We start from the raw sequence: 23840 nt of genomic DNA on the forward strand, positions 1-23840 counted from the left end.
CACTTCACCCATTGGAGAAGCCCATGCCGAGCAGTACGGTTCAAAGCCCCGGCCCCGCTGGGTCCGACGCGTCCGATGTCCCCCGCTCCGGCCTCACCTGGTGGAAGGCCCTGGTCGCCGGGGCGGTCTGCGCGGTCGTCGTCAACCTGATCGTTCTCGCGGTCGCCGAGCTGGCCGGTGCCTTGCTCGTCATCGTCGACGGCGGCGAAGAGCATCCGATCACGGTCGGGGGCGTCATCGGCGCCTCAGCCGTCCCGCTGGTCGTCGGGACGGGTGCTGCCCTGCTGTTGTCCCTGTGGAAGCCGGTCTTCCTGCGGATCGCGCAGTACCTGGGCGGCGGCCTGGCACTCTTGTCGGTCGCCGGCCCGCTGTCGTCCGGAGCCGATGGCGGCACCGTCGCAGCCTTGACCCTGATGCACATAACCGTCGGCGTTGCGGTCGTCGCCACTCTGGAGCTTCACCGCCGCCACCGGCTCCTCTGACGCTGTGACCGTGAGCCGACCTGAGAAGTCGGCGCTCGCCTCACTCGCAGGTTCCGCGGTGTGCCATCAGGACCGACAGCATCGCCGGCACTTGCAGGACCAGTCTGAATCCGAGGTCGGGGTCAACCTGGCCGAGAGCCTCCTCGATCGCGCGCACCGCGGTTGGCCCGGCAATCGCCTGCCGGTGCGGGCTGAGGGTTCTGTCCTCCAAGAGCTGTGCGGATGACGAAGGGCCGAGGGCGGTACCCGGGGAAGACCGGGATACCGCCCTCGGCGATCGTGCTCAGCGGTCAGTGCGCAGGCGGCATGAACTGGAGAGTGCCGTCATCGACAACGGACTCGTTGTACCCGAATCTCTCGCCCAGCTCGCGGTACCGAAGGTGCTGCGACTCGCTGATCGGAACCAAGTACGCCTTGAGGACCCGCAGGAACAGCCTGAACCCGAGGTCGGGGTCGACCTCGATGACGACCCGTTCCAGCGACGGGACCACTTCCGGCACCCCGTAGTAGGGGTGGTCGGCGGTGGCGCGGTCCAACTCCGGTGCGAGAGCTCGCACCTCGGCGAGGACCGCGTCCTTCAGCTTCGGATCCCACGCGGACACCTGCGGATGGGCAACGGATCGCGGTTCGTCCCTGCGGATGCGTTCCTCGCAGACGTCCACGATCTGGCGGAGCCAGTCGCGTCCGTCCACCCATCGCGCATCCGGGACGAATTCCATGCCGACGGCCGCACACCACAGGATGTCGATCACCCTGGTGGGCAGCGGTGAGTCCAGCAGCCCGGCGGCGTCCTCGAGGAGGGTGGGTGCGTAAGCACCGTCGCCCCAGTCGGCGGCCAGCACGACGATCTCCAGCGGGGTGTGTTCGCCGGACCAGGGGCTGCCGAACCACTTGGTGAGGCCGCTGAAGCCGAAATCGATCCAGATGTCCTTGCGCTTCATTACCAGGTCACTCTCACTCCGGGTGCGGCGTGTAGACCATGTACCCGGGCTTGTGCTTGCACGTCTTCAGGGTGATGGAGAGCCAGTTCCCGGCCGGACGCGCGTGCGCGACGCCGGTGGTCAGTCACCGGGGCAACGGCCGCGGCGCGGGGCTACCGCGAAGGTGTGTGGAGATCGAGGTCCGCGACGAGGCTTCCGCCGTCCGCGTCGAGGATTGCGCACAGGCGGTTGACCGGCGTGTACAACGGCCTGGCGTCGGATTCGATGCCGTCCTCGTCCTCGAAGTCGAAGAGCCGGTCGAACGGCACGGTGACGAACGGCCACACGGCGGGGTCGGCCGCGGCGGAGTCGGGGTGGTACTGCCACTGGGTACCGCAGGTGCGGTTGTGGACCTCGCCGACGTACCAGGCGGCCGTCTGGAGGAAGTCGCCGCCGCGTTCCTCCCATGCCTGGTCGCTGCCGGCGTAGCGGGAGCGGACGAGGGCCTCCAGGCGCTCCAGCGAGCCGGGGGTGAAGTCCCAGTCCCCTTCGTGCCGCCGGGCCCACGCGGGGAACTCCTGCCGCTGGATCTGGAGCCAGGCGTCCAGGACGGGGTTGCTGGAGCGAATCCGGTCCAGCTCGGCCAGTTCCTGGTACTCGTCCTCGGTCATCTCCATGCCGGCCGACCTTACCGGCCTCTCTGCCGGCGCGGCAGGTTCGGCGTGTCGCTCCGCCAATCCGCTTGCAGCCGCGTCGAGTTGAGATACAAACTCTATCGTTGGCGGTGTCATGTCACGGGGGCTCACACCGCTCTTACCTGTCCCTCAAGCCCCCGCAGGTAGGGGACAAAGAGTTGCAATCCATACGTTCACGCGTGAGGGCTCGTCTGGCGTCCGCCGTAGCGGTCGCCGCCGCGGCGACCCTCGCGCTCACCGGCCTGCCGGGCCTCACCTCCAGCGCGGACGCCGCGCCGGCCAAACCGCCGAACCCGGGGATGCTCTGCCGCGACTACTTCGACCTGGCCGAGGATCTCGTGGCCATCGTGGAGCTGCCCGACGGCGACGCTTCGCGGGCCAAGGCGCACTGGGACGAATACGAGTACGAGAACCCGGGCAAGAAGTGGGACGGCCTCGGTCCGCCGTCCGCAGAGGACGTGGCGCGGCTGGAGAAGGAGCCCAAGGAGCCGCCGAAGTCCCGCGCTGTCGACCGGGTCTGGTGGAAGTGGATCAGGGCCAGCAAGAAGAACCCGAACGCCTACGGTGACTTCACCTACTGGCGCGACATCATCCTCATCAAGAACGCCGGAAACGACCCGCGGGGCAAGGCGTTCGAGAAGAAGATCATCAAGGATCACGGGCTCGTCGGCGACGACTGGATCTGCCAGAAGGAGTTCGACTTCACCGACCCTGACACCGGCAAGACCCACCGGCGCCAGCCGGACGCCTGGAACAAGCGCACCGGCGAGTCGCTGGAGATCAAGTCCAACGGGCACCCGGACCCCAAGCAGAAGCCCGGCGACATCGCCTGGTCCAAGCAGAAGGAAAGCCCGGTCAAGTCCCTGAAGTACGTCTTCGCCGAGCCGCAGGACAAGTCCGCCAGGGACCACCTGAACGAACTCAGGAAGAATGCCCCGGGCAAGGTCACCGAGTACAACTACCGCTCCAAGAAGGTGGAGCTGGCTCCGGGCGGCGGCGTACGGGACAGGACGACCACGATGCAGCCCCCGGGTTCCAAGGGTGTCACCGGCGGCGGCGCGCAGGACCTGATCCGCGAGTCGCGCCCGAACCCGAAGGACATGAAGGAGTTCCTGGACCGCAAGAACGCGGCCGACCCCAACCGGCTCCAGCCCAAGGGGCCCGGCGGAGTGGACTTCACCACCCTGGAACTGCGGTACATCGGCAAGCCGGTCAAGGGCCAGGGCGTCGACTACAGCTTCTCCGCGAAGGAAGTAGCCGAGGACACCGCCGGCTGGGGAGGCAAGGAGAAGGCGCAGCTCATCAACGACGCGTTCTTCACCTGGCTCGCCCTGACCCCGGAGAAGTTCTGGGTCAACCTCAACCCGGACCAGCCCGACAAGATCATGGACAGCGCGTTCGGGAAGACCGACGCCGGACGGGTCCTGCTGGAAGCCGACCTGGAGCTGAAGAGGGACTTCGCCGATGCGATGAACCCGAAGAAGCGCCCGGAGGCGGACCAGTACTGGAAGTCGCTGCCCCGCAACGCCGATGGCATCCCCTGCTGGTTCCAGGTCCGCAACTGGATCGAACCGGACACCGCGGTCGTCCGCGAGGAGAAAGGCGGCATCCACATCCTGGACACGCCGCTGAAGGTCAAGGCGCAGTACCTGAAGATCGACAACATGCCCGGCGACCCCTACCTGTGCGAGTTCGACGAGGCCGAGAAGAAGGCCACCGAGGACCGCATGAACCGGCTGATCATGCCCGAGGTCGAAAGGCGCGTGAACAACGACCCGCGCTACGCCGACCTGCGCCGCGTCTACACGGCCCGTGTGGCGGCCGAGTTCATCCGCCAGCAGGACGCCAAGGCCCCGACCGACTACCACAAGGTCATCAACAGCAACGACGTCTCCTCATGGCCGCTGCGCGGCGAGAACAAGGACTGGACGCGGGAGAGCGTGTTCCAGGCGTACCTGAAGTCGCTGCGTGAGGGTGAGCAGCAGTGGGAGCACGACGCCGGCGGCGGCCCCTACACCATGAGCGTGGGCGGGGTGGACTTCTCCAAGCAGCCCAAGCAGAACATGGTCAAGGCCCGCTTCGACACCGAGCACCCCTACCTCCCCCGGGAGACGAAGTCATCGGTGCGCACGCTGACGGACAACGCCAAGGACGGGAACGCGAACCTGCTGCTACTGGGCGGCAACACCGTCGCCTCCGACGTCTCCGGCGGCGGTGACACTCCGGACCCGACGCCGACTCCCACACCGAAGCCGACCCCCACGCCGACCGAGCCGGGTGAGCCGACGGACAAGCCCACCGCGCCGAGCACGCCGCCGGCCACCGGCGGGACCGGTGGCGGCAGCGGCGGGAAGGGCCCGGGAGGCGATCTCGCCGACACCGGCTCCAGCACGCCGGTCGGACTGATCGCCGGACTCGCCGCGGCCCTCGCTGCCGTGGGCGGAGGCCTGGTGTGGTGGAAGCGCCGCCGCACCGCCGGCCAGGAGTAGCCCCACCACAGCACCGTTCGTAGCGGCTTCGGCCCCGCCCCCGGCAACCGGGGGCGGGGCCGAACCCGTCCACCGGCCCCCACCAGCGCGGGGCCCGCGATGCCCGGCCAGGACTCGAACCTGCCGCAGTTGCACGCAGCTCCGGACGCCTCGTGCGTCTCACTCCTTTCAGCAGTGCACCCAGCCCGTAGGAAATCGTTTCAGCGATATGCGCAAGTGATCATGCTTGTCATGAACGCGGGCGACGCCTTGGAGTCCGGCAGCCGGATGGCACTGGCGGATCCGGTTCGGCAGGATGCGGCCGCGCGCATGACCGAATGGGAGAGGAGCGCGGCCGCGCGCGTGAACCTCCGCATGGAGCAAGGAAGACGATGACTCAGACGCATACCGCCGCGAGCTGGAGTATCTGGTCCGGTACGCCCACGACGACTGGCTCGGCTTCTCTGTCATCGGCGGCTCCGTGGGGGTCCTGCTCGGACGTGGAGCGCCGTTCCAGGAGCAGTTGACGTTGCTCCTGCGGATCGTCGGCGACCTGTACGACGCCGGAGCGCGAGCGGGCGACCTGACGGAGTCCGCCCAAGAGCCGTTCCTGCTCTGGCGGCTGAACAAGGCCGAGGCCCTTGCCCGGATCGCGGCAGAGGCCGGTTCGCATTCCCGGTTGCCCGACTCAGGTGACGTCTGCTGGTTCACGGTGCCGTGACGACGCCGGATCCGAGGGCATTGCGTGGGGTCTCAGCAGCCGGGGCGGTTCGGCAGAGGAGCCGAGCGCTCGGCCGCGGTCCGCGACCGCAAGCAAGCGGTTGATCCTCAGCCGACCCCCCGGCTGGTCGGCAACATCCATGACGTGCCGGCTTCGGGGTTGGAGGAGCACGACTACGCCATAGGCGTAGGTGAGTTCGGCATGGAGGGAAGTCGTCAGGCGCCGGACCCGGGATCCGGTGAGGGCACGGTGGCTGCTGCCGGGTCCGTAGGCGTGCCGGGAGCCCAGGGCACCATGTGAGCCGTGGGCCCTCTCCGCGACTACGGGTACGGCTTGTCGCCCTCCGCCAGCATCGCTACGTACTTCTCGATCCGGCGCGCCCGGGTCTCGGCCTTCTTGGCGTCCTGGATCCGGTACAGGATCGCGTAGCGGTTCTGCCGGTCCAGGGTCCTGAAGAACGCCGCCGCGGCCGGGGCGGCGGTCAGGGCCGCCGCGAGGTCGTCCGGCACCGTGGCGGTTCTCGCGCTGTCGTAGGCCGCCTCCCAGCGGCCGTCCGCCTTGGCCCGGTCGATCTCGGCCTGCCCCGGCGGACGCATCCGGCCCTGCTCGATCAGGGTGGCCACCTTGTCCCGGTTGATCTTGGACCACTTGCTGCCCGGCCTGCGCGGGGAGAACCGCTGGAGCCACCACTGGTCGTCGAACTTCGCCTTCTGGCCGTCGATCCAGCCGTAACAGAGTGCCGCGTCGAGCGCCTGGGCGTAGTCCAGCGAGACGACTCCGGGACCCTTCTTGCGAAGCTTGAGCCAGATGCCGGACGAGACGGCGTGGTTCTCGCCGAGCCATGCCTCGAACGCCTCGGCGGATTCGAATGCGACGATCTCCAAGTCCTGAGTCACTCCGGCAGCGAACCACACTCAGCCGATTGTTGTGACGCCTTCGGGCACGGTGACGGATCCAGGATGCTGCGGCCCTGAGCGATCACCTCCGTTCGCTACACAGAACGGTCGTGCAGGAGCCGGCGGACATGGTCAACGACACGACGTTGCTGGGCTCTGAGCCTGGGCGGGACGCAGAGTTCGCGATGCCGGATCCACGGTCATCCTGGCTGCCCAGGACCTGCATTTGCCTGGCCGACCGTGATAACGCCTTCCGCGGCAAAGCCCGCACAGCCATGGAGGCACCGCTGCCCGAGGTCGCAGTGCTGGGCATGGACGAAACCCGTCGAGGCCCTACCGCTGGGAACCGGCCCGGACCGGGACCTGCACGCCCAGTTCTGGCGGTGCCCTCGGGCACACGTGAGGACCCTGGCCTCAGCTTTTCCGCTGGTGACGGGGTCTTTGGGCACCTCATGCAGGGTGCCCCGGCAGGATTCGAACCTGCGCACCCGGCTCCGGAGGCCGTTGGAGTCCATGGCAAAGCCGCAGGTCACGTCCTTGCAACAGGGTAGGTGGAGCCATCGAGTCCACAGATAGGCCACAGATCCGGGGATCTTCCAGCTTAGGGATGCCCCGAGCTCGCCAGCCCCCGATCGAGCGCGGCCGTTGGCTGCAGCCAGTCCTTACAGGTTGGCACTGCAACCCGGGGGTGCTCTGGCACGTCAACGACGGCACAGTGCGCTATCTGCCCCGAAGACTGTTACTTCCCGGACACACTGAGTAGCGTGTGTGCATCTTGCGTCCAAGGGGGGCAGCTTGAACGCCGTCGTATGCAGCCAGCCGGACTGTCGGAACGTGGCACGAATGAGGCCGTACCCCGAGGGCTATCGGTGCCGACCATGCCACCGCAAATTGCAGGGTGCCGCGGCTACTGCGGCCCAACCGCAGCGAGGTCCCAAGTCCAGTAACGAGCGGACACCGGAGCGGGCGCAGCGGCACGAAGACCAGGCTGCCGAGGCGCGCGCCCTTTGGCTGGAAAAGAGGGCAGCCGCTCAGGCAGCACGGCGTCCTCGGCCTCGCATCGTGCAGGCCAAGCCCGAGATCAAGGGCAAAGCGCTCAAGCCACCAGGTCCACTCGCCGATCTTCCTCCTATGTGGTGGGAGTTCGACGGCTAGGCCGCACTGACGTTCCGCTGGATGTGGCGCGCCTGTGGCACATGGTTCGTGGCGTCAGGGCTGGACCATGGCGAAGGGGCGCCGTGGAGCTTCAGATCACACTTTGATCACGCAGTCTCCATACTTCCTTCGCGGTATGCATGATGATCGACATGACTGGTCATCAGTGATGCTCTGCCCTTGGGTGACGGGCCGCAACATCCGAGCGGTCGGCGGCCGTAAAGGCTCTAGTATCGAACTCCCCTTCTCGTACACGCAGTTCGGCGCGAGTGGCTGTGCGGTTTAGGGGTACTGGGCTCCGCGGGCTCCCAGCCCACGTAGTCCGGTGGCACTGTTAGCTGCGAGCGGGGTGAGGTATGGGCGGGAAGAGCTCGGATAACCTGCCGTCCCCTGGCAGCCAACTCTTCATCGACGGCGGGATGGCTACCGTCGTTGCGGCTACCGGTGTTGGCGATGGAGTCGACCTCGTGGTGCGCCGCAGCGACGGCACACTCACCGACACGGCACTGAGCCTCGCTGAGCTGCGTGCGGCTGCTGTACCTGTCAACGATGCCCAAGGCGACCCCGCCCAGGCGCTCGCAGCACTATGGGGCCGGTGGATGCAATACGCCGTCCCGCGCATTCGGTCAGCGGTGCTCGCCACGCGTCCCCTGCGCCCGTACGCGCACCAGGACGAGGCCGTCTTCAGCCACATGCTCGCCCAGCCACGTCTGCGATTCCTGCTCGCGGACGAGCCGGGCACCGGTAAGACGATCATGACCGGTATGTATATAGCCGAGGGCACCCGTCGAGGGCTGGTTCCCGGCAGAACAGTGATCATCGTGCCCGCGCACCTGGTGGAGAAGTGGAAGCGGGACCTACGCCGCTACTTCGCGATTGAGGGGGCTACGATCACCCCCGAGATCGCGCGGAACCCTCGCGACCTTGATCCACGCGTCAGCGTGTGGGTCGTGAGCGTGGACCTGTACACCTACAATTCCGACGTCCGGCGCAAGGTCTCCGGGGCCCGAGCATCGTGGTCTCTCGCCGTCTTTGACGAGGCGCACCGGCTGACCCCCACCTCCCAGTACCTCGGCGCTGCGAGAGAGGTGGCGAATCGTACCCACCACCTCCTCCTGCTCACTGCTACGCCGCATCGCGGCAAGGAGCACTTCTTCCGGGGCTTGCTCAATCTCTTGGATGCCACGCTGTACCCCTGGGACCCGCGGAAGACTGAGTACGACCATGCACTGAAGCCCTCGACTCTGTCCTTCCTGCGGAGGATGAAGGAGGAGCTGAAGGACTTCGACGGCAATGATCTCTTCCCGCCCCGGTACGCCGAGACTGTGTCCATCGACCTCAGCTGCCCGGAAGTCGCGGCCTACATCGCGGTGATGGACTACGTCGACACTTACTACGGCGAGAATGCAACCCTGGCCCGCTCGATTTACGGCAAGCGCGCCGCGTCTTCGCTGGTGGCCGCCGCCGCCACGATTACGCGACGGCACGAGGCCCTCAAGGGGCCGGCGTCTAGCCGGGTCGACGGCCCCATACCTGACGAGTTCACTCAGGGCGACGGGTCAGTCAACCTTGCCGTCGAGGACGACGAGGCATGGGAGCGCGCCGAGGGCATCGTGGTCAACGCCCGCAGCCGAAGCAAGAGCGAAGAGCTCACGGCGATAGACGGGGTCCTCGCGACCATCCGACTGGCCACGACCGCCGGCCCGTCCACGAAGTGGCTACGCACCCACAAGCACCTTACCCACCACGGCATCGCGCCGGGGCAGGGCCAGCTGCTCATCTTTACCGAGTTCGCCGACACTGCCCGCTGGTTGGCCAGTCAGTTCGCCCACGCCGGGTACAGCGTCGAGACCCTCGAGGGTGCCGTCAGGCACCACGAGCGCGACCAGCTCCAGCAGCGGTTCCTCGCCGGTGAGTTCCAGGTTCTGGTCTCCACCGACGCCGGCGGCGAGGGCATCGATCTGCAGTCCGCACACGTCATGATCAACTGGGACATTCCGTGGTCCCTGGTCCGCCTCGAACAGCGCATGGGCCGACTGCACCGTATCGGCCAGACCAAGCCGGTGCACATCTACCACCTCGTCGCCCCCGATACCCGCGAGGGGCGGGTACAGGAGGTCATGCTCAACAACCTTGAGGCTGCCGGAGAAGCGCTCGAGGGACGGATCTTCGACTTGCTCGACGCGACCGCCGCCCGTACCGGCTTCGACTACACTCGCGCGCTCATCGATGCTCAAGCCGGTCAGGCCGTCACCGTTCCCGATACATCCGAGTTGCTGTCCAAGGCACGGGAGTTAGTTAGCGACGAGGACCGGCTCCACACGCCCGCCAACACCGAGGCAGCGCTCGACCGGTTCCGCAGCGACCGCCTCGAGGCGATCAACCCCGTCATCGTCGACGGGTTCGTCGACCAGCTCGCCCGTGCCGAGCAGTGGCGCCTCGGCCCGGGCCCGGCCAAGGGCATCCGCCGCGTCACCTCGGCCCGGCTGCTGCCGCCGACACTCGGCGGCCAGCACGACGCGCTGGTCGCTGCTGACGGTGCCTCCGTTCGGCAGGCCATCAACGACGGCTCTCAGGGGTTGGACGACGTCGTGGTGCTTGGGCCTACTGAGGAATCGTTCGCCGAACTGACCGACCTCGCACTGCGCACCGGCGAGAGTGAGCTCATCCGGGGCACGATCCTGAGCGACCCCGCGTCGCTGACGAACTACACCTTCCTGGTCTACGACGCCGAGGTCGAGGTGCACGACGGCATCCGGCGGCAGCGCCGCAAGTCCCCGGTCCTCATCCGGTACTCCGGCGCTGGAGCATTCGAGAGCGCTTGGGAGTCCCTCATGCTGCTCAGGCCGACCGGTGCCAGCCATGGCGCGCCGCCCCTGTCCCCGGCGCTGCGGCACGACAGCGCCCTGGAAGCCCGGGCGGCGCTCACGCGTGAGATTGCCCGGGCCCGCGCGGAGCGGGAGGCGTGGGTCGACAAGGCGCGCCAGCAGCTTGACCAGGTCGAGTACCGCTACATGGACGAGCTTGAGGATCTGCCTGCCACCGAACGGCGTGAGCGGATGTCCCGCTTCGAGGAGCTCAAGCGCAACCGTCTTGCCCAGCTCGACGACATCAGCAGAGTCGGGCAAAGCGCTCCCCGCTTGGTCGGGTGGGCACACGTCATCGGTGAGGCCCGCACCGACCAGCTCGGCTACGACCCCAACAGCGAAGCAGTCGCGGTAGCCACCGTCCTGACCGAGCTGGGCCGGCTCGGTTTCGACGTGGACGATCGCCAGACCGCCGGCGTCGGCTACGACCTGCTCGCCCGGCACCGCACGACCCGAGAACAACGCCTCGTTGAGGTCAAGGGCTTCCACGCGGGCTTGGAGCCGGTCTGGCTGGAGCAGCACGAGTGGGCCCAGGCGCAGCAGCGCGGCCAAGATTACTGGCTCTACATCGTGGCCGACTGCGCCACATCCCCGACAGTTCTCGTTCGCGCCCAGGACCCAGCCAGGCTCCTAGCCACAGGGCCACGGCGCATCGAGCGGTTCCAAATCAAGGTTGCCGACCTGCGTCGGCTGATGGGAGAGCAGCGGTGACCACCACCAACCAAGCGCCGTCGACAGACACGACGGCCACCGCGGACACCGTCAGTGACGTGCACAGCCGCCTGATCGACCACTGGTTCCCGTGCTCCTCGGTCGACGCCGCCGTCGGCACCCCGGCCGGATCCGGCCGCAGCGAAAAGGCCCTCTTCACCTGGTTCGCCTCTCGCCCCATCGCTCAGGCGCGCGCCGCTGTGCTGGCGGCGCTCCTGCCAAACCAAGCGATCCACCATAACGATGTGCGCCTTGCGATCGAGCGCGGGGACTCGGGCGCGCAGCAGCGGCTCCGTCAAGCGATCGCCGCTCAGTATCCGGCGGGTCGCCCCGTCGTCCTCGACATGTTTAGCGGTCGCGGCATCATTCCACTCGAAGCGGCCCGCCTCGGCGTGACCGCCGTTGGCACGGATCTGAGCCCGGTGGCCACCTTGGCTGGCCGTCTGCTGGCCGACTACACACTGCGCGACTGGTCTGCGGAGCCGGATCTCCCCTTCGAGCCGCCTTCGGCGGATGAGGGCCTGTTCGACCAAAACGAGCCCCGCCTGCTCAAGGACGTACGTCAGGTTCTGGCTGAGGTCGGGTCTCGGGTCGCGGCGGAAACATCTCCGCTGTATCCACGCAGCAGCAACGGAGCCTTCCCCTGGGCCTACCTGTGGGCCGTCACCATCACCTGCGACAACTGCAAGCGCCGTTTTCCCCTGATTGGCTCTCTCGTCCTCCGGCACCCGTACAAGTACACGGAGGATGACGGACAGTCGCTACGGCTGGTCACCGAGCAGGATACGTGGCGCACTGAGGTCATCGAGGGACCGCCGACCCAGGAGCCAACCTTCGCTGCGGCTTCCGGCAAGAAGGGGAAGAGCGCGCGGTGCCCGTTCCCCGCATGCGGCCACGTGCACACGCTTGAATCTGTGAAAAGCATGGGGCACGCAGGCCAGTACCGCGACGCTTTGCTGGCCATCGGTGAGGAGCTTCAGGGATCCCGCAAGGTTTTCAGGGTTCCGACCGAACTCGAGGTCAACGCAGCAAGTTCGGTTGACCTGTCCTCATTGCCGTCATTGGCTGGCCTTTGCGCCGTACCCGATGAGGTGATACCTGCGGGGAACAACCACACCGTGAGGGCCAGCGCGTACGGCTATCGCACATACGGGAACTTGATGAATGCGCGGCAGACGACCAAGTTCGTTGCAACTGCCCGTGCAATTCAGGAGATCGCTGCTGAGTGCCTTGCGGTCGGCGTCAGCTCCGAGTACGCCACTGCGCTGGCCGGGTACGCAGCCGCGAACCTGCAGCGCCAGCTGCGCGTGGCCACCCGCGGCGCCAAGTTGCGCAGTCACGGCAATCCGAACGGCACAGCTCAGAACCGCGCGCAGGTTGACCACGTCTTCTCCAACGAGAGCAAGGTCTCGTTCAACTTCGACTACGTCGAGACCGGGCCCGGGAATGGCCCAGGCACGTGGTCCAGCGTCAGCGAGAGCGGCATCAACGCTCTTAAGAAAGTCCTTGCGGAGTCGCCCGCCGGCCGCCCTGGGCGGTTCCGGCAAGCCTCTGCGATCGCCCTTCCCTTCCGGGACGGATCCGTGGATGCCGTCATCACTGACCCGCCCTACTACAACATGATCGACTACGCCGACGCGTCGGACCTCTTCTATGTCTGGCTTCGCCGCGCGCTTCGCGAGGTGATGCCTGACTTGTTCGAGCACGCCGGACGTGACGGCCTGCAGGACAAGACCGACGAAATCATCGTCAAGAACGGCAACGCCCCTGGCGAGCACCGAACTCGCGACTTCTACGAGCAGATGCTGAGCCGTGCCTTCGGCGAGGCACGGCGCGTGCTGCGCGTGGACGGCCACCTCGTCGTCGTGTTTGGGCATTCCGACCCGGACGCGTGGCGACGGCTGCTCGGTGCCCTTCACGATGCCGGCTTCGTCGTCACCAGTTCCTGGCCGTCGAGGACCGAGACGGCCTCGACTGGTGTGGCGAGCATCAAGGTCACGGTAGCGATTGGTTGCCGTGTCGCCGCCGCGAACCGGCCGGTAGCCACCGCCGCTCAGGTCGACCGTGAGGTCGCCGAGCGGGTCAAGACGGCCGCGCGGGAGTGGGACCGCGATGGCCTGGCACTCACTGACCAGCTCATGGCTGCCTATGGGCCGGCGATGGAGGTCTACGGCCGCTACGCCAAGATTCTCAAGCCCGACGGCAAGCAGGCTGAGCTCGACCGCTACCTCACGCTGGCGCGCACCGCGGTCCGCGATGCCACGGCGCTCAAGCTGGATGAACTGCCGCTTGAGACGTTCGATGCGCCGACCCGCTTCGCCGTCTTCTGGCAGCGGCTCTTCGCGCGCTCGGACGTTCCCAAGGGCGAGGCTCGATTCCAGGCGCAGGCGGACAATCTGCACCTGGAGGATCTGCGCGGCGCGCTACTCACGGAGAGCAAGAGTGGCTACAAGCTGCGACTCGACGCGCCGAGCACTGTCAGCGACAAGTCATCAACGTTCGAGGTGGTCCGGGCCATGGCCGCTGCCTGGGACCAAGGCGCCACCGAAAGCGTCGCCGCTGTCGTCGCCCAGTCCGACCGACAGCCCACTGACGCGCACCTGTGGGCCGTCGTCGGGGAGATCCTCGCGCAGCTACCGCCCAGCGACACAGTGGCCAAGGCTCTCACCGCTGTTCAGCGCAACGCCGGCACCATCGCCAACCTCGCGCACCGCGTCGCCACCGAGCTCGCCGCTGGCGAGCGCGACAACCAGCTCACCCTGTCGTTCACCACCAAGGAGTCCTGAGCATGTCGACCGGCACCGCTTCGCACTGGGCCGACGTCCTCACGCTGCGGCCCGAGGTCATCGCGTCCGACGGTTCAGTTGGCGAGCTGCAGATGAGCCTGCACAAGGCCGTCTACCAGACCGTTGACGTGCCCTACCGCAAGGTCGACTACTACGGCGACATCACTCAGCCCACTCCGAACCTCGTCGGCTTCTTCAGCCGCGTCGCTCGCCGGCTAGGCACCGACGCCGAGACCACGGCGCTGTTCCACCTGGACCAAGGCATGGGTGGAGGCAAGAGCCACGCCCTCGTCGGGCTGTACCACATGGCCAACTCACCGCTGGAGTTCTTCGCCACGGAGCTGGGTCGCGAGGTCCGTGGTGAAGCCGGCCAGGGCGGTCTCGATGTAGACCTCACCGGTGCCCAGGCCGTTGTTCTCACGGCTGACTACTTCAGCCCGGGCAAGCCCAGCGAGACGTTCGGTCCGGCCACGAACCTGTTCGAGCGGTTCCTCTGGTCGCTGACCGGGGGCGACATGGACCGCTACCGGCACTACGTCGAGGGCGGGCCCAACAAGGGGACGCTGCAGCAGGCGCTCAGTGACGCGGGACGGCCGGTACTCATTCTCCTCGACGAGCTCATGGACTACGTGCTGCAGCTCGCCGACGCGACCAACATCGACCGCATGCCCAACGAGAAGGCGTTCCTTAACGCTCTCATGGACGCCTGTGACGACGTGCCCCGCGTCGTATGTGTCGTGGTTATGATCCGCAGCGAGCTCGACGAGCGCGGCTATCCCCCGCTCGCCGATGACTTCCGCAGCTATGTTTCCGAGCGACTCGTGCGTAACGGCCCGGACGGGAGAGTCGCGGTGACGGAGTCCCACGACTTTGCCTCGATCATCCAGCGCCGCCTGTTCGAGCCGGCCGAGGTGGGCGTTGCGGCGTCGCACGTAGCCAAACAGTACGGTGCGGCGAGCGATACCGGCTGGCGGGACAAGGTGCTCGACAAGCTCGGCCCGAACCGCGGCTTGACCGGCTTCACCGAGCGAGTCAAGGCGAGTTACCCGTTCCACCCCGAGCTCATGCGACTGGTGCGAGAGGAGTGGTCACAGGTCCAAAACTTCCAGCGCGTCCGCTCCACGGTTGCGATCTTCGCCCGGACTGCGCTGCACTGGGTCACGGAGCACCAGACCGGGCGCTGGGCGCCAGCCCTCATCGGCGTAGGCGACATCCCGCTCACGACCGCCCTTGAGCAGTTGCTGTCCTCCGGCATGTTCATGGGCAACGACCGGGCCATCCAGGGCTATCGCTCCGTCGCCACCACCGACATCACCAGCACCGACGGGTCCGCAGGACGGGCTGTCGCCATCGACGAGCGGCTGCGTGCTGCCGGTGTCACGGCCCGCCAGGACCACGCGGGTGTGCGTATGGCCACTGCCCTGTTCTGCTACTCGATGGTCGCGCGCCCGCGCGGCGGCCGGGGGGCGACAAAGAGCGAGATGCTTGCGGCTATCCTCGAGCCCACGCCGGCCCCCGGTACCCCGTACACCGACGCCGAGGAGGTCTTCAACGCCCTCACCGGCGAGGACGGCCTCGGCGCCCTTGAGATCACCCAGCCGACCAACGCACCCGGCCGCTACTACCTGTCCATCAGGCAGACGCTCCGGATGTACTTCACCGCCTCCCTGGCGCTGGTGGACCCGCCCTCATGCGAAAAGCTGGTTTGGGAGCAGACGCAGAAACTCGCTCGTCGTGGGATCTTTGACGAGATCCGCTTCATCGACGCGCCGGCCGCCACCGGGGTTATCGACCTGCCGCGCACGTTTGAGGGGGTGGACTCGGCCGTCACCCGCCTTGTCGTGCTCGACTCGCGCCGCTGGACGCTCCTCAACGGTAAGGACACGATCAGTCGCGCCGAAATCACAGCACTTCTCGGGCTCGGACCCGATGCCCTGCGCGTGGACAATGCCGCCAGCTGCATCGTGGCCTGCGTGAACACACAGCGGCGGGAAGTGGCTCGCAAGCGCGCCAGGGAGGTTCTTGCCTGGCGCAGTGTCCTCAAGCAGCTCAACCCCGAGGATGTCGACGAGCTCCGCGAGGCCACCACCAAGGTGACCGAGGCTGAGGACAAGCTCAAGAAGGACATCGAGAAGGCTTTCCAGCACTACGCGTACCTCGTCCGCGCCTCGGACGGGCTGCATGTGGAGTTCAAGCGGTTCGACGACGACAGCAAGTCATCACTGCGCGGGGACCAGGTGTGGGCGGCACTCGTGGAGGCTGGTCGCGCAACGATTACGGCAGGCCTCTCGGCGGACTACCTCGCTGCCCTGCTGGACACGTTCGAGCGAACCCTGACACCTCGCGAAGTTGTCCAATCCTTCTACAAGAACCCCTTGTTCCCCCTGGTTACCGCGACCGACGAGATACGCCAGGCAATCTTCGTTCTGCTCAAGAACGGCTGGGAGCTGGCGGACTCCGACGGTGACAAGCTCGCTATCGCCTCTCCGGAACATATCTCGATCGGCTCCATTAGCCAGAACCTTCGCCGCGCCGTCAAGGCGGCGGAGACCGTGCCCGCCGCCAGTGGTGCGTCGAAGAGCACCACGACGATCCCGATCCCGAAGCAGCCAGGCGAGCCACTCAGTGGCGAAGAGCCCAGCGGGCTGTTCGGCGTCGACGACCAGGAGTACCGGGCCACGGCGGGACAGTCCGGCGAGGCCAGCACCGGAGATGCCGCTCCGAGCAGCTCGGATCTCACCTCCTTCAAGCGGTACATAATCGAACTAACCAACCGCAGCATCACCGCTCCAGATGCTCGTGAACAGGTTTGGCAACTCCTCAAGGAGCTGAGCAAAGTCCTTGATGCACCCAGGACTAACCACCAGCTCTTTAGCCTGAGCGTGACGCTTATTACCTCGGAGGGTGCACAGGGAGCCATTGAGCAGAAGGCACAGCAGGCGGGCGCGCGCGTCCGGGTCGAGGACGACGACTTCTAATTGCTGGACGGCGTGAGTGAGGCGGCCAGGAACCAATCTCACGATAGGAGCCCACGTCGCCAGGCGCCGTGGGGAGGGCTGCTTTGTAAGCCTGGCGGGGATCAAGAACTCGTTTGAGCTGGTCACGAGCCTCCAACAGAGCCTCGGCCGTTAGCGGGTTCCTGTACCTCATGCACTGCGATTGACCGTGGCAGACCGCTCGATCTGGCACGGATCTGGCACGCTGCTTTGGATTTCGGCCAGGCGCTCACTCTGCCGACGGCTCTAACGAGAACGCCGTCCGCGGAACTTCAAGCTGCGTACCGCCGCGACACCATGCCGGCAGCGGACAGACAAAGCGATCCGTGCAGGGGAGCGGAGGTCAAGGAGCCGAACCCTGTCGTGATCGGGGGCAACGCCATACGGGAGTATCGAGTTGAGGTCGATGGGTGTACTACCGGTTATGAGTACGGAATTGATCACGGCTTGCGCTCGATAGGCGCCAAGTTCCGCCTCTTCCCACGCCGTGCAATCGATAGGAGGAAGGGCTGGGCTGCCTGTGTCACTCACACCGAGCACCCACGTCCGGTAACCCCCTGGGCTGCCGAAGTAGTGCTGCTCGGCGTAGCAGAAGCGCCTTGCTCCCAACGTTGGCCACGGCCCGTCATCGACCGTCGACGGCGCCGGCAGAGCCGACAAGCGGGTCCGGCCAAGTCGAACCTTGTAGGGGCCCACGGCGAGTGACGGGCGGAGTAGGGGGCTGCACGTGGTCAGCCCATACATCAATACCTCGTCATCCTCGTTGCACCAAGTGACGAGGTATCCCAAGGTACCCAGAGCCCATGTCCGTACCGTCACCTCGACGTCGTGCAGGGCGGGAGCGTCATCGTCGCCCCTGCCGTGGACCCCCACGTGCTGCTTGTGGCTCCAGGCTGGCTCACCGAAGAGAGCCCTGACGTAGTCGTCCCGCACGAAGGGGGCCAGGCGCCGGTAGGCCTTGATCAGGCTGCGACGCTTACCCAACGTGGCGCGCCACCATCCCCTGGCGACGCCAAACAGCGTGTAGAGGGCGGTAAGAACGGCGGCCAAAGTCCACACATTCAACTTGGTGTCCAGCTCAGGAAGGAAGCGCACCTTGGCATCCTGCACGAGGACCTGCGCCCTGCGGGCCTCAAGGTCCGCGCTGGCGGCTGAACCGTAACCATGACCCGAGGCCAGGGACACCGCACAGGCATTTTGCTTGTAAGTTCGATCAGCGTTCCCTGCGACAGCCAGAACGCGGTCGTACGGCCACCGCTCGATGCTCATTCCGCCATGTCCGTTCGTTGCCGTCGGCGGCGTTGATGTCAGCTAGGGATGCCAGGCTGGCGGGTGTTCGTCCGGCAAAGGGTCACGCACGAACTGAGCGCACCGCTCGTCACAGGCCCCTTGGCAAGAACTTGCGCCGAGCTACGGCGAGGCCCAGTCCGCTTGGCCCGCCTCGAACCCGAATCCGCGTCGTGACCGCCCTGCCCGTCGTCTTCCCAGAAGCATACGGAGCAGATCTCGCACTTGCCCGCTCGCCGAGTGTCGGCCCTTAGGCAATTATCCAGCACGCAACTATTCACCCGTTCACAGTATCGAAAGTTATCGTGCCTCTATGAAGCATGCATGAATGGAAAGCATTGGGCCTCCTGTCCCTGGAGAGGGAGATCAGAAATGGCCGCTAGCACTCTGCACGCAGCACTGTCCGAAGCTTTTTGGCTCGGGCTCGGCGGTATCATCGCCACTCTACTTGGTGGCGCCCTCGTCGGATGGCTTACATTCCTCACTCAAAAAAGTGTCGCGGCAGCGAATGCGAAATCTCAACTTGATATCAAACAGGTGGAGTCGCAGTCGCAGCTCGCCCTTAAACAGGAGGAAGAGAAAGTCGGAGCGAGGACGTATAAGCGCACCGAAAAAACCAACGCCATTATCACTTTCCTGGATGCGTCCGATGCTTACTGGCACATGATAAATGATCTCTGGGATCGCGTGAAGAAGGATCCGAATAGCTTGAAGTCATTCCGAGAGGAGGGAAACAAGCGAGACCAATCTCGCCCAAAGGCAAGCAGACGTATCTCTCGCTCAAGCCGAAATGGACGCAGATTTCAGACTTCTGCACGCTCACTCCATCATGGGAATCTGGGGGGCGCTGGAGTGTCTAGTTGAGGACACAGTGGAAGCCTGGATGGCCTTCAAGCCGGAAGTGTTGCGGCATCAGGTCTTCTCGAGAATCAAGGTCCCGATTGCTGACTTCCTAAGCCTGTCAGACGAGCAACGAGTCCGCCTGCTCGTAAGTGAAGTACAAAGAGACCTCAAGCTGGACCTTAAGAGCGGAGTCACCAAATTCGAAAAATTGCTCGACTGCGTAGGGCTCGGCGGCCCGGTCGACCCTCGCCTGCGCGATGCGCTGTTCGAAGCCCAGAACGTGAGGAACGTACTAGCCCACCGCGGAGGTATAGCAGACCAACGTTTCACGGACGCCTGCCCTTCTTATGGACTGTCCGTTGGAGATCGCCTCACAATCGGGCAGTCTGAATTTGCGCGCCTTCACGATGCGGTCACGTTGTACTCGATCGTTATACTTAACCGTCTCCTGGCATCGGTAGATATGCGCACGACGCACTTTGACCTTCCAACATTCGAGGGGGCCACTCGCTACGGACTCCCCGAATCAGTCGACGCTAATGAGATCGGACCAGCAGTAGGGAAATGAGGTCGGCGTAGCGGCTTTGGGCGGGAGCTGCCATGGGGCGAGAGATCGGGGCCCGTAAGCTTGCCGTGAATCGGGCAGTCTGTGGACCTGCCCGCAATAGCACGATGTGGGCCCCGATCTTCGAGGCTCGCCCCATGGTGGCTGCCTAAAGCCGCGGAGGCGACCGCCCCAACCCCGTACCGGCCTCGTTCTTACCTCGGGCAAGACGTCTCGCACTAGCCGCGCGGCCGGCGGAGCCGGGGCCCGGAGCGGGGCGGAGACAGGAGCGTCGGGACCCGGCGCTGGAGCCGGGGCCGCGCGCGGCGAGCGGAGCGAGCCGCCTTGATGAAGTAGAGAAACTCTTACCGCATGGGCGCTCTTGTGGCTCCGTGGGTCCCGCTGCTGCGATAGCGACAACGTCGTTACGAGCACTGGGGGTTCAGTGGAGGAACTGCGCATCACGTCGTGGAAGCGGTTCGGGCATGATCGGCTCTACGCGAATCTGGCTGACGGCACCGCTGTCGCGTGGCTCGACCGCCGGTCCGGTGAGGTCACCATTGTGGAACCGAAGTATCGACAGGCTGCTCTGGATGCGCTCGCGCCGCACATGCATGAGCCGTCAACGACCAAGCCTGGTTTGCCCGCGGCACCGCAGCTGCCGCCGCTGTCCCCTGAGTTCGACTTAGCGTCCAACGCACCTGGCACCGCACTTCGAGAGCGACTGAACAAGTCCGGCCCAACGCTGACAGAACGGGCATTGGCTTGGCTCTTGCGCCGGCCAAGCCCAATGCAGTCATGGCGAACTGGCCTGGCCGGTGAGAAGAGAGTGGGCTCCGAGCTGAACCGTCTCACCCGACAGGGCTGGCACGTTCTTCACGCCGTCCCGCTACCTCGTGACGTCGACGTTGATCACCTACTCATCGGCCCTGGCGGGGTGTTCAGCGTCAACACCAAGAACCACCAGGGCAAGGCCGTCTGGGTCGGGGACGACATGATCAGGGTCAACCATGGCAAGCCACAGCCGTACGCGATCAAGAGTCGAGCTGAGGCGAAGCGAGTTCAACGAGTGCTCGAAACGTACTCAGGCTTTGCGGTCCCGGTTCAGCCGGTCCTGGTCTTCGTCGGCGTCTCCGAGCTGAACGTTGTAGCTACGCAAGTGGCTGTCCGTGTCTACCGCGAGCGTGAGGTCTCCGCTCTCGGGCCCCTGTCCGGCGTTCTTGATCAATCGCAGGTGCAGCGTGTGTACGGCGTCGCCCGGGATCGCCGTGCCTGGCTCGACGCCTGATCCGATCGCCTTAGCCGGCCTTCAGGAGACGCTTGCCGTCGTGACTGCGCACATGAGGGCCGCTACCGTCCAACGCATCGAGCAGGCGAACCGCGTAGACCTCGGCCATGCGCTCGGCGATCTCTTCCGGGGTGAGCCAATCAACTGCCGTCGATTCGACTGAGGTTCGCTCTACCCCGCCAGCGGGCTTGCAACGGAACACCAGGGCAACGATGCCGCGCGTGGTGTTCTTGTAGACCCCGGTCAGCTCGTCGACCTCGACCCGGATACCAGTCTCTTCCCACACCTCGCGGGCTACGCCTTCCTCGGGGGCCTCGGTGAGTTCGAGGACCCCGCCCGGCAGCTCCCAGGTTCCGTTGTCCGCTCGACGGATCGCCAGGAGTCGCCCGTCCTCGCGCACCACTGCTCCCGCCACGGACACGGAGTGCAGTGGCGTTGACTGGGTCTCGCTGGCGCTGTTACTCATGTACAGGAGCATAGGAGAGTGAGAAGGACTGTGGGAACTCCCGTAGGAGGTGGCAGGTCCGTACCTCGGTACGTTCAGATCGCCGACGAGATCATTCAGCAGATCCGGGCAGGCGTCCTCAAGCCTGGTGACCTGGTGCCCAGCGAATCCGAGCTGGTGGAGCGCTACGGCGTTTCCGGCGGCACCATCCGCAAAGCCATGGTGGAGGTCAGGGCCAGTGGCCTGGTGGACACCCGCCATGGCAAGGGCTCGATCGTGAAGGACCGGCCGCCCGTGCGGCTGCGCTCCTCGGACCGGTTCCGCGCCTCGCACCGCCGCGGCGGCAAGGCGGCCTACCTCGCCGAGTCTGCCCAGTCCGGCGCCACGGCCAAGGTGAGCGTCCTCTACATCGGCCCGATGGAAGCTCCCGAGGAGATCGCCGAACGGCTCGACGTTCCCGCCGGCACTCAGGTCCTCGCCCGGCGACGCCTCTACTTCCGCAACGGCGTCCCGGTGGAAACCGCCACGTCATACCTGCCGTGGGACGTGGTGAAGGACATCCCCGAGCTGTTCGCCGAGAACCCCGGCCCCGGCGGCATCTACGCTCGGCTGGAGGGCGACGGCCACGTCTTCGCCGAGTTCGTCGAGACGCTGACAGCGCGCCCGGCCGCCAAGGCCGAAGCATCCGAACTGGCGCTCAGCCCCGGCGCACCCGTCATTCATCTCCTCCGCAATGCGGTCACCGAAGCGGGTCGCGTCGTGGAGGTCTGCGACACCCTCATGGCTGCTGACCAGTTCGTTTTCGAGTACCGCATCCCCGCATCGGACTGACGCTCGCTCAACTCCCCTCAACCCGCCGGGACTTCTTCGTCCTGGCGGGTTGACTCATATATAGGAGTCATGCACTCTTCTTCATGTCACTCATGTACATGAGTGACGGAGTCCAGCACTTCTAGAGGAGTGATCGTTGTGCGTCAGATTCCCGTCGACACCACCGGAGCCGTCGTGATGGTGGCCCAGCCCCCTCAGCCGAAGATTGCCAACCGTCAGACCGGAGAGGTCGCCACTGACCGGGACACCGGTGCACCGCTGATGACGATCGACGTCATGTTCGTGATGAACGGCAACGCCGAGATCCTGAGCCTGACCGTTCCGGAGACCGGGTTCACCGGCGAGCTGACCACCGGCACCCCGGTCGGCCTGACCGGCGTGGTGGCCCGGCCGTGGGAGAACGAGTTCAACGGCCAGAAGCGGCACGGCATCAGCTTCCGTGCGATCGCCGTCACATCCCTGGCGGCCGACGCCGGCAAGCCGAAGGCGGCCTGATCGTGACCGGGACAGCGATGGGTCTGCTGGCCGTCGTCGGGCTGGCGCTGCTGCTCAAGTGGCGTCGGCCCGCCTGGTACTGGCTCGCCTTCGGCATCGGCCTCGCGGCCCTGCGGGTCCTGGTCCGGTACGCCTCGGTCATGGACGCCTGCGGGCTCACGGTCCCGCCGTCCCGGTGGCGGCTGGCCTGGGCTCGAATCGCCCGCCGGCCGGTCCCGAACCCCCGGCCGCCGCGCATCCTGAGCCTGCGCCCGACCCGTACCGGGCTGGTGCTGAGGCTGGGGCTTCGGCCCGGTCAAGACGCTTTCGACTTCGCCGCCTCCACGGACCGGCTGCGGCATTCGTTCACCATGCAAGGCGTCACCTCGCGCGAGATCCGGTCCGGTGTGGTCGAGCTGCGGATGACCGGCTACGACGTCCTAGCCCGGGTGCAGATGCCCGCCAAGCTCGACCGCATGCCGATGCGGGTCCCGGTCGCGCTACGGGAGGACGGTGCCGTGCACTACCGCGACTACCGGACCTCACCACACGCACTGACGATCGGGGCCGTGGGCTCCGGCAAGTCCGTCTACCAGCGCCATCTGGTCGCCGAACTCGCCGCACAGGACGTGGCCTTGGTCGGCGTCGACTGCAAACAGGGGGTGGAGCTGTTCCCGCTGGCCCGCCGGTTCTCCGCGCTGGCCGACAACCCCGACACCGCCGCCGACCTCCTCGACGCGCTCGTCACGCACATGGAGGGCGTCTACCAACTGGTTCGCGCCGACCAGCGCATCACCTCCGACATCCCCGACGCGGAGATCGCCGCCGACATCTGGGACCTCCCGACCCATCTGCGGCCTGTCCCGATCGTGGTCCTCGTGGACGAGGTGGCAGAACTCGCCCTGTCCCCGACCAAGGCGGACGAACCGCGTCGGGACCGCATCATCACCGCCCTCGTCCGCCTGGCCCAGCTCGGCCGCGCCGCCGGCATCTATCTGGAGATCTGCGGGCAGCGCTTCGGCTCCGAACTCGGCAAGGGCATCACCATGCTTCGCGCCCAGCTCACCGCCCGCACCGCCCACCGCGTCAACGACGAAACCAGCGCCAACATGGCCTTCGGCGACATCGCGCCCGACGCCGTCCTGGCCGCCATCTCCATCCCGACCGACACTCCGGGCCTTGCCGTCACCGGTGACTCGACCGGCGGCTGGGCCCGCATCCGCACCCCGCGCACCTCGATGCGCCAGGCCGTCAACGCCTGCAACCGGCACGCCCACCGCACTCCGGAACTGCCCGCGCTCGCCGCCTTCCGGCCCGAACTGCCGCCCACGGTGCCGCTCGTCAAGATCCCGGCGACAGAGGCACCCGCCTCCGCCTGACACACCCGCACCCGGTCGACGCGACCACCTCGCGCCAACTCCCTACCCCCGC

Annotated in this window: 19 protein-coding genes; 13 read left to right on the top strand and 6 right to left on the bottom strand. The window is 66.3% G+C overall.

Going from position 1 to position 23840, the window contains the following annotated elements; genetic code table 11:
* Window positions 1-23 precede the first annotated feature (23 nt).
* Window positions 24-482, top strand: a complete 459-nt coding sequence (locus MDN94_RS14685; protein WP_482726256.1) for a DUF6069 family protein — start codon at window positions 24-26, stop codon at window positions 480-482.
* 290 nt (window positions 483-772) lie between these two features.
* Here MDN94_RS14685 and MDN94_RS14690 read toward each other — a convergent pair whose 3' ends face one another.
* Window positions 773-1423, bottom strand: a complete 651-nt coding sequence (locus MDN94_RS14690) for a hypothetical protein (RefSeq protein ID WP_482726257.1) — start codon at window positions 1421-1423, stop codon at window positions 773-775.
* 152 nt (window positions 1424-1575) lie between these two features.
* Entirely contained in the window at window positions 1576-2079 is a 504-nt protein-coding gene (locus MDN94_RS14695) for a hypothetical protein (protein WP_482726258.1), read from the bottom strand.
* A gap of 197 nt (window positions 2080-2276) precedes the next feature.
* Between MDN94_RS14695 and MDN94_RS14700 the strand changes: the two genes are divergently transcribed.
* The 3 genes from MDN94_RS14700 (at window position 2277) to MDN94_RS14710 (ending at window position 5586) form a co-directional block, all read left to right on the top strand.
* Entirely contained in the window at window positions 2277-4586 is a 2310-nt protein-coding gene (locus MDN94_RS14700) for an LAETG motif-containing sortase-dependent surface protein (protein ID WP_482726259.1), read from the top strand.
* A gap of 460 nt (window positions 4587-5046) precedes the next feature.
* A complete protein-coding gene (locus MDN94_RS14705) occupies window positions 5047-5286 on the top strand; it encodes a hypothetical protein (RefSeq protein ID WP_482726260.1) in 240 nt (79 codons plus the stop codon).
* 144 nt (window positions 5287-5430) lie between these two features.
* Window positions 5431-5586 (top strand): hypothetical protein, encoded by a 156-nt coding sequence (locus MDN94_RS14710; RefSeq protein WP_482726261.1) that lies wholly within the window; start codon window positions 5431-5433, stop codon window positions 5584-5586.
* Between the two features lie 20 nt (window positions 5587-5606).
* On the opposite strand, the gene MDN94_RS14715 is transcribed toward MDN94_RS14710, so the two are convergent.
* Entirely contained in the window at window positions 5607-6182 is a 576-nt protein-coding gene (locus MDN94_RS14715; protein WP_482726262.1) for a YdeI/OmpD-associated family protein, read from the bottom strand.
* A 1622-nt stretch (window positions 6183-7804) separates the two neighbouring features.
* Between MDN94_RS14715 and MDN94_RS14720 the strand changes: the two genes are divergently transcribed.
* Genes MDN94_RS14720 through MDN94_RS14730 form a run of 3 tightly spaced genes read left to right on the top strand, consistent with a single transcriptional unit; the run spans window position 7805 to window position 16679 of the window.
* Entirely contained in the window at window positions 7805-10915 is a 3111-nt protein-coding gene (locus tag MDN94_RS14720) for a helicase-related protein (RefSeq protein WP_482726263.1), read from the top strand.
* On the top strand, window positions 10912-13701 hold the full coding sequence (locus MDN94_RS14725) for a DUF1156 domain-containing protein (protein WP_482726264.1): 2790 nt from the start codon (window positions 10912-10914) through the stop codon (window positions 13699-13701). The genes MDN94_RS14720 and MDN94_RS14725 overlap by 4 nt, the downstream gene beginning before the upstream one ends.
* Window positions 13702-13703: 2 nt before the next feature.
* Window positions 13704-16679, top strand: a complete 2976-nt coding sequence (locus MDN94_RS14730) for a DUF499 domain-containing protein (protein ID WP_482726265.1) — start codon at window positions 13704-13706, stop codon at window positions 16677-16679.
* 264 nt (window positions 16680-16943) lie between these two features.
* Here the strand turns inward: MDN94_RS14730 and MDN94_RS14735 are convergent, their stop codons facing one another.
* Both MDN94_RS14735 and MDN94_RS14740 read right to left on the bottom strand, forming a co-directional pair.
* Complete coding sequence (locus tag MDN94_RS14735; protein ID WP_482726266.1) at window positions 16944-17966, bottom strand: ETEC_3214 domain-containing protein; 1023 nt, start codon at window positions 17964-17966, stop codon at window positions 16944-16946.
* Window positions 17967-18004: 38 nt separating this feature from the next.
* The gene (locus MDN94_RS14740) at window positions 18005-18265 is read right to left on the bottom strand and encodes a CPCC family cysteine-rich protein (protein ID WP_482726267.1); all 261 of its coding nucleotides are present in this window, start codon (window positions 18263-18265) and stop codon (window positions 18005-18007) included.
* Between the two features lie 91 nt (window positions 18266-18356).
* Here MDN94_RS14740 and MDN94_RS14745 point away from each other — a divergent pair, with 91 nt between their 5' ends.
* The 3 genes from MDN94_RS14745 (at window position 18357) to MDN94_RS14755 (ending at window position 20659) form a co-directional block, all read left to right on the top strand.
* On the top strand, window positions 18357-18848 hold the full coding sequence (locus tag MDN94_RS14745; protein WP_482726268.1) for a hypothetical protein: 492 nt from the start codon (window positions 18357-18359) through the stop codon (window positions 18846-18848).
* A 19-nt stretch (window positions 18849-18867) separates the two neighbouring features.
* A complete protein-coding gene (locus MDN94_RS14750; RefSeq protein WP_482726269.1) occupies window positions 18868-19395 on the top strand; it encodes a hypothetical protein in 528 nt (175 codons plus the stop codon).
* Window positions 19396-19816: 421 nt separating this feature from the next.
* Window positions 19817-20659 carry a nuclease-related domain-containing protein gene (locus MDN94_RS14755; RefSeq protein ID WP_482726270.1) on the top strand — a complete coding sequence of 281 codons (843 nt, stop codon included), beginning with the start codon at window positions 19817-19819 and terminating at the stop codon, window positions 20657-20659.
* A 10-nt stretch (window positions 20660-20669) separates the two neighbouring features.
* Here MDN94_RS14755 and MDN94_RS14760 read toward each other — a convergent pair whose 3' ends face one another.
* Complete coding sequence (locus MDN94_RS14760) at window positions 20670-21137, bottom strand: NUDIX hydrolase (RefSeq protein ID WP_482726271.1); 468 nt, start codon at window positions 21135-21137, stop codon at window positions 20670-20672.
* A gap of 18 nt (window positions 21138-21155) precedes the next feature.
* Here MDN94_RS14760 and MDN94_RS14765 point away from each other — a divergent pair, with 18 nt between their 5' ends.
* The 3 genes from MDN94_RS14765 (at window position 21156) to MDN94_RS14775 (ending at window position 23788) form a co-directional block, all read left to right on the top strand.
* Window positions 21156-21935 (top strand): GntR family transcriptional regulator, encoded by a 780-nt coding sequence (locus MDN94_RS14765; RefSeq protein ID WP_482726272.1) that lies wholly within the window; start codon window positions 21156-21158, stop codon window positions 21933-21935.
* A gap of 138 nt (window positions 21936-22073) precedes the next feature.
* Window positions 22074-22430 carry an SCO3933 family regulatory protein gene (locus tag MDN94_RS14770; protein ID WP_356621015.1) on the top strand — a complete coding sequence of 119 codons (357 nt, stop codon included), beginning with the start codon at window positions 22074-22076 and terminating at the stop codon, window positions 22428-22430.
* A gap of 17 nt (window positions 22431-22447) precedes the next feature.
* Complete coding sequence (locus tag MDN94_RS14775) at window positions 22448-23788, top strand: FtsK/SpoIIIE domain-containing protein (protein ID WP_482727076.1); 1341 nt, start codon at window positions 22448-22450, stop codon at window positions 23786-23788.
* The last annotated feature ends 52 nt before the right edge of the window (window positions 23789-23840 follow it).

The organism is Streptomyces sp. WAC00040 (genome assembly GCF_056835925.1).